This window comes from Acinetobacter sp. NigerLNRRAM0016, assembly GCF_054112845.1.
In genome coordinates, this window is the sequence record NZ_JBSYVT010000074.1 from 1 (window position 1) to 5,489 (window position 5,489).

The 5,489-nt window shown below is 31.5% G+C and carries 3 protein-coding genes and 1 pseudogene; 1 reads left to right on the forward strand and 3 read right to left on the reverse strand.

All coding sequences use genetic code 11. From position 1 onward, the window contains the following. Positions 1 to 64: 64 nt before the first annotated feature. From ACWQ4X_RS19380 to ACWQ4X_RS19390, 3 genes are read right to left on the reverse strand one after another with little or no spacing between them, the layout of a single operon-like run. Positions 65 to 1,492 carry a hypothetical protein gene (locus tag ACWQ4X_RS19380; protein WP_457904645.1) on the reverse strand — a complete coding sequence of 476 codons (1,428 nt, stop codon included), beginning with the start codon at positions 1,490 to 1,492 and terminating at the stop codon, positions 65 to 67. Positions 1,493 to 1,494: 2 nt separating this feature from the next. Next, complete coding sequence (locus ACWQ4X_RS19385) at positions 1,495 to 3,729, reverse strand: ATP-binding protein (RefSeq protein WP_457904646.1); 2,235 nt, start codon at positions 3,727 to 3,729, stop codon at positions 1,495 to 1,497. Further along, a complete protein-coding gene (locus ACWQ4X_RS19390) occupies positions 3,726 to 4,979 on the reverse strand; it encodes a DNA cytosine methyltransferase (RefSeq protein WP_457904647.1) in 1,254 nt (417 codons plus the stop codon). Before ACWQ4X_RS19390 ends, ACWQ4X_RS19385 begins: the two co-directional genes overlap by 4 nt. A 212-nt stretch (positions 4,980 to 5,191) precedes the next feature. Here ACWQ4X_RS19390 and ACWQ4X_RS19395 point away from each other — a divergent pair. Next, positions 5,192 to 5,489 (forward strand): annotated as a pseudogene (locus ACWQ4X_RS19395) (hypothetical protein); the annotation flags it as partial.

Here is a 5,489-nt window from a genome sequence, read left to right on the forward strand (position 1 = left end):
ATTTAAAAATAAGGCTTGTATTGATATTAAACAGCCACTTTTAATCATTAAATAGTCTCTTAATTCAAAGATACAATAAGCCTTGTCGATTTGCGTGTCGTGCAAATTTGGATTGAATATCTGCTAATAATCCTGATCGAACACGAAAGAGTAATAACTCTTCTTTGCAAACTAAAGTTTCCTGATTTTTTAAAACAGATTGCTCGTCAATCTCATTCTTATCCTTTGATTTCTGATCTAAGGCTGGAACAGTATTTAATGTTCTATAATCAATAACTAAAGCCACATTTCGGCCTTCATATTCAAATATTGGCGAAATATAAAGAGCCTCAGACCGACGATCAATAAAACCAAACGCAATCTCTGGGACAAGTAAGCCATTTACACATTTCGAATGTTGAATCTTTTTTTGTACATAGTCACATAAAGGATCTATACGTAACTGAACTATTTTCAGATAGGGCAATATCTCAGTTTTTCGATATTTTTTACATTCTTCAGATCGTTTACTTTTGGATAAAGCACTAAATTTCTCACCACTTTCAGCTAACAATTCATATACTTGACCTACTTTATTTTCAAATAATTCCTTATCTATAACACTTAATAAAAAATTACTTTTATCTGTATCAGCTTTCTTTAATTCAATTAATGATCCAGGATAGTCGGCTCCCACTCGATCATTCATTTCGATCAATAATTTGCTATTAATACTATAATTTGGAGCAATAATATCAGATAACCCATCTAGAATAAGTTTTTTCTCAGCTTTGTAGAATTGAGTTTCTAACTCATCCATAAATACTTGGTGGATGACTTCAAAGGCACTATTTAATCTTGTTTCTTCTTTTGCATCATCAAAATACTTCCCTAAACTTGCCTTAGAAAATTGGGTAAACATTTTTTTAGTTTCATCAGACCAAGTAGTATATTCACCAAATTGAGGGAAAAACATTGAAGCAATTTCATTAGTAACTTTATGTACGACAGACTCCCAATGAAAAATACACCCTAGTTCTGGATACTCATTTAATTTTTCAATAAATTCCTTCTCTAACTCTAAGCTATCACCCTCCAATGGATCACCATAAAGGCTAAAAAACTTACCCTTTTCTAAGGCTAATATATCAATAGGACGTTTCTTCTTTAAAGTAGAATCATTAAAAAAATCTTGTTTAAATTGCTCTAGAATAGAAGAATCACGAGTCCAAAGAATTAATAAATAAGGATGAGTAATCTCATTAATCAATTTATCAACGACTGTTTGTAATGCTCTAAAATGTTGATGGGATGGAACTGTATCACCCGAAAGATTAATATCTAAAAATAATAATCTAATATCATTAAAGCCCGACTCTGGTAGGTTTTCAAAACTACCATCAAAATATGTAAATGGTATTTTATTTTTCGATAAATAATTTATTAATGGTTTAGCTTGTTCAAATTTATCATCAACTAGAACAACTCGACCATTTTCAGGTAGTCTCTGCACAATCATTCCCCTTCTTTATTAAAACTTAACACTACCAACGCCCCTCCAAGAAATTCATCAGGAATCTCGAAATCATAGAATGAAGGAAAAGTTAACTGACCGTTATTTGAAATCATTGCCTGTTGTGTAATATGCAAACCTAAACCCATGCCTTTATGATCTGGTTTATATGAAACAAAAGGCTCCATTAATAAATTTGGATCCCAATCCTTCAAGCCACTGCCATTGTCAGCAATCACAATATGGTATTGATGATTAGTCTCCTGAACATCTATAAATATTTTTTTTTCAAAATCTACTTCTTCAATTTCATTTTTATAGTCTAACCAATAAATTGAATTATCTAATAAATTTTGAATCGATGTCACAATTAAAGGTCTAGAATAATTAACCTTAATATTTCCTCTCAACTTATATTCATCAATTGTTTTTACATGGTGTGCTCTCTTCCTAAACTCAATATTAAATAGAGCTTGATCTATTGCTGAATTTAAACTCTGAAATTGCTTTTTGGGCCTTTTGACTATTTCTGAATACCCATCTAACATTGTTGATAAATGTTTAACTAAACTTGATACTCTTTCTTTTTCATCTGGCTCTTTTGTTAATATTCTTTGAACCTCATAAACAATTTTTTCTACTTCATGCATAACTACCGATAAACTAAGACCACTCCCCGCTGCCAACAATAACGTATCCTTTACTGCCTCATAATCCTCCTCAAATTTTTTGAAATAATTAATAATTCCTTGTTTTGTCTTCACTTCTTTTACATTATTTTCTACGTATTCACAGGCTTCATGAACGAGACTATTAATCGTTTTTTGCCCTGTTTCTTCAGCCAATGCTTTTCGTAAAGCAAATTTATCTTCATGTCGAAGATTAGTTATAATATCCAGTGCATGTAATACAGCTTTTTTCATTGCAATATATGCATCATTCTCAACAAAACCCTCTCTATTTGTTTTTTCTTGAAGATCGGTACTATTTCCTCGATCAAAATGAACAGCAGCCACTATTAAGTTGTTACTTATAGCCTTACTTGGATCTTGAAAGCGGCTTTTATCTAAACCTAGCCAATCATTTTCATGCTCACCATAATCATATACACGTAAATTATCCCTAAAGACTTTTACTCCAGTATGATTTTTTAAATATTCCCGAAAATTCTTTCGATCTAAAACTCCTGAAAGTTTCATTACTATCGCGTCTAAATCAAAAATATAACCTTGAAATACAATATCTCCAATTCTATATTCAGATAAGTTTAATAATTTTTTCTTATTATTATCATCATCAAAAAGATTTCTATGACTACTAACATATTCGCTATTATCTAAAGTAATTTTTCTTGGTTTTACTTTATCCAACATACTAGGGAAAGGCATAAATTCATAATTAAAATTAATTATTTCACTTCCACGAATATGTACTTTGAACTTAAATAATGCTCTTTCTTTAATTGAATCCCAGTTTTCAATACCCTCTAACCAGTTTTTATTTTGTTTTAATTCTAGATCAATCTCAAAACTTTGATTACTTTTTGTAAACGGTGATTGCAAAGAACTCACTGTTCTCGCTAATTCCCTAATCATTGTTCTATCCCAACGAGTTTTTAAATTCTCAATAAATATGTATGTACCCTCTTGCTTTATATTCTCACTAGGGAATTCATCATCTAAGTTGTAAATCAACCTAAGGTTTTTTTCTGTAAAAAAAATAGGTTGATCCTTCTCTTCTACTTTAATAGGAAAATCTTTTAAGTATTTAACATGCTCAATATCTTCCCAATCAATTTCAACATGGACCTCTTTAGCACCTTTAGCCTTAGTGATTAAGGTAATTTTATCACCTAATTTATGAACCCCAAACCTTCCAATTCCCTTCTCACCTATTGGTAGTCTATTGTAAACAGGTGATAATTTTGGAGTTTTATCTTCATCTAATTTTGAATCACTTCCGGGTTCAAGCCAAGCATTTTTGACGGTATCAATATTCATCCCATTGCCATCATCTAGAATAGCAATGCTGCCATTTTTCTTATCCATAAAATTATCTAATACAATCTTACAAAAATTAGCATCAGCATCGTAAGAGTTTTTAATTAACTCCACTACAGCAATATGTTCATTTTTAATTAGCTGATCGCCCAATTGAGCAAGTAATCTGGCTCTTGGTTTAAATTCAAATTTTTCTTTTTTCTTTTCTTCTTGATTATCTGTATTTGTATCTTTCATCTAAAATTTCTCTTCAATTGTTTAGCTATTTGATATGCTAAGAAAACAGGAACAGCATTTCCTATTTGTTTATAAGCACTAGTCCGACTTGGTTTACCAGACTGACTTTCAAAAAAATAGTCATCTGGAAAAGTTTGTAATCTTGCAGCCTCTCTAGGAGTTAATGATCGATTTTGTTCAATATCAGGATGAATATAATGGTGCCCATCTTTTGCTATATGTGCGACCACAGTATGTGCTGCAGCTAGATCACCAGAAACAACTTTAAAACGATCAGTAAAGGACTCACTCACCTTATGACTTTTTAATCGCTCTGGCAAATCATTATAATTTAATCGTTTTTTATGACGATTCCAAATATCTACAGCTATACGATAAATTTCTAGATCTTGCTGTGTATTTGGTCGAGCCTGATGCCAAGTCACAGGTAGATCTGTTCTAATATTTGCTTGTTCTAACCACGGGTGGGCTTCTTTTGTAACACAACATGGTAAATGAGAACCTTCACCTGCTTTAATTTTCGGAAGATTTTCAAGCAAATTCCATACAGTAGCATCCGAATGCCATATTGGTAAATTTGGATAAAAGTTTTTACTTTTGATCCCTTTCTTCCCAACTAAAATAATCCGCTTTCTATTTTGTAGTATTCCATAATCAGTTGCCGTTAGAATTTTATATTCAACTGCATATCCAATTGAATTAAAAAGTGCAGTTACCTTTTCAAAATATGAATTACCATTTTTATCTTTTGCTGAAAGTAGTCCAAGAACATTTTCAAAAACGAAATATCTAGGCTTATATCTTTCCAAGAATTTGGCATAGTAAATATACAAGTGATTGCGGGGGTCATCTTTTGTATTTCCACGCGCTCGACCAATAATTGAGTAAGCTTGGCATGGTGGCCCACCAACCACTAGATCTAACTTACTTCCATTGAGATATTGATCGACTTTATCAAATATCGCACTTAACCTTTCAGGGCCAATAAATTCATTAATTACAGCATCAAGCACATCTCTGGGTACAGATGCCCACAACTCTTCTCGGCTAATTTTTCCTTCTAGATATTTAATGTAAGTTTGAAGCTGATTATTTTTCTTTAACCAATGAAAAGTTTGACGTGTTCTTAAAGTAGCACATGCAGCTGTATCAGCTTCTACATGAGCAACTGGATCAAAACCGGCCTTTATAAAACCCTCAGAAAGCCCACCAGCTCCTGCAAACAAATCTAAGAATTTATAATTAGCCATACCAAAAAACTACTAATTTCTACAAATGACAGAGAGTGCCAAGATAATTTTTAATTATCAAGCAAATTCAAGATGATTAAATGCTAGAATTCAGAAACTCAGAGTATTAAATAAGCAATATTTACATTTAGTTAAGCTAATTCCCTAAAAATATTGACTTTAATCATCCTTATTTGACCAAAACAATATATAAATTGTCTTGAAAAAAATTTATGAAAAATTATATTCCATTCGATGCCACAGTCTTACCTTTTCTACAACTAACTAGTGAACAATTTGAGCAATATTGCGAATGGCTACTTCATAAAGACAAAGAATTAATAAATGCTCATCGTATTAAAGGAAATGGACACTATCAGGGTGGACTTGATATTTGTGCCAATTTTGTAAAATCCCCTAAAAAGCTAGCTGTATATGAATGCAAATGCTGGGGAAATTTATCAATTCAAGAACTAGATAAAACTATAAAAAAGTTCAAACAAAACGACTTACTCCCTAACATAAATAAAT

Coding starts and splice junctions, on each gene's coding strand:
- ACWQ4X_RS19385 (WP_457904646.1), bottom strand. CDS start 3,729: ATGAAAGATACAAATACAGATAATCAAGAAGAAAAGAAAAAAGAAAAA.
- ACWQ4X_RS19390 (WP_457904647.1), bottom strand. CDS start 4,979: ATGGCTAATTATAAATTCTTAGATTTGTTTGCAGGAGCTGGTGGGCTT.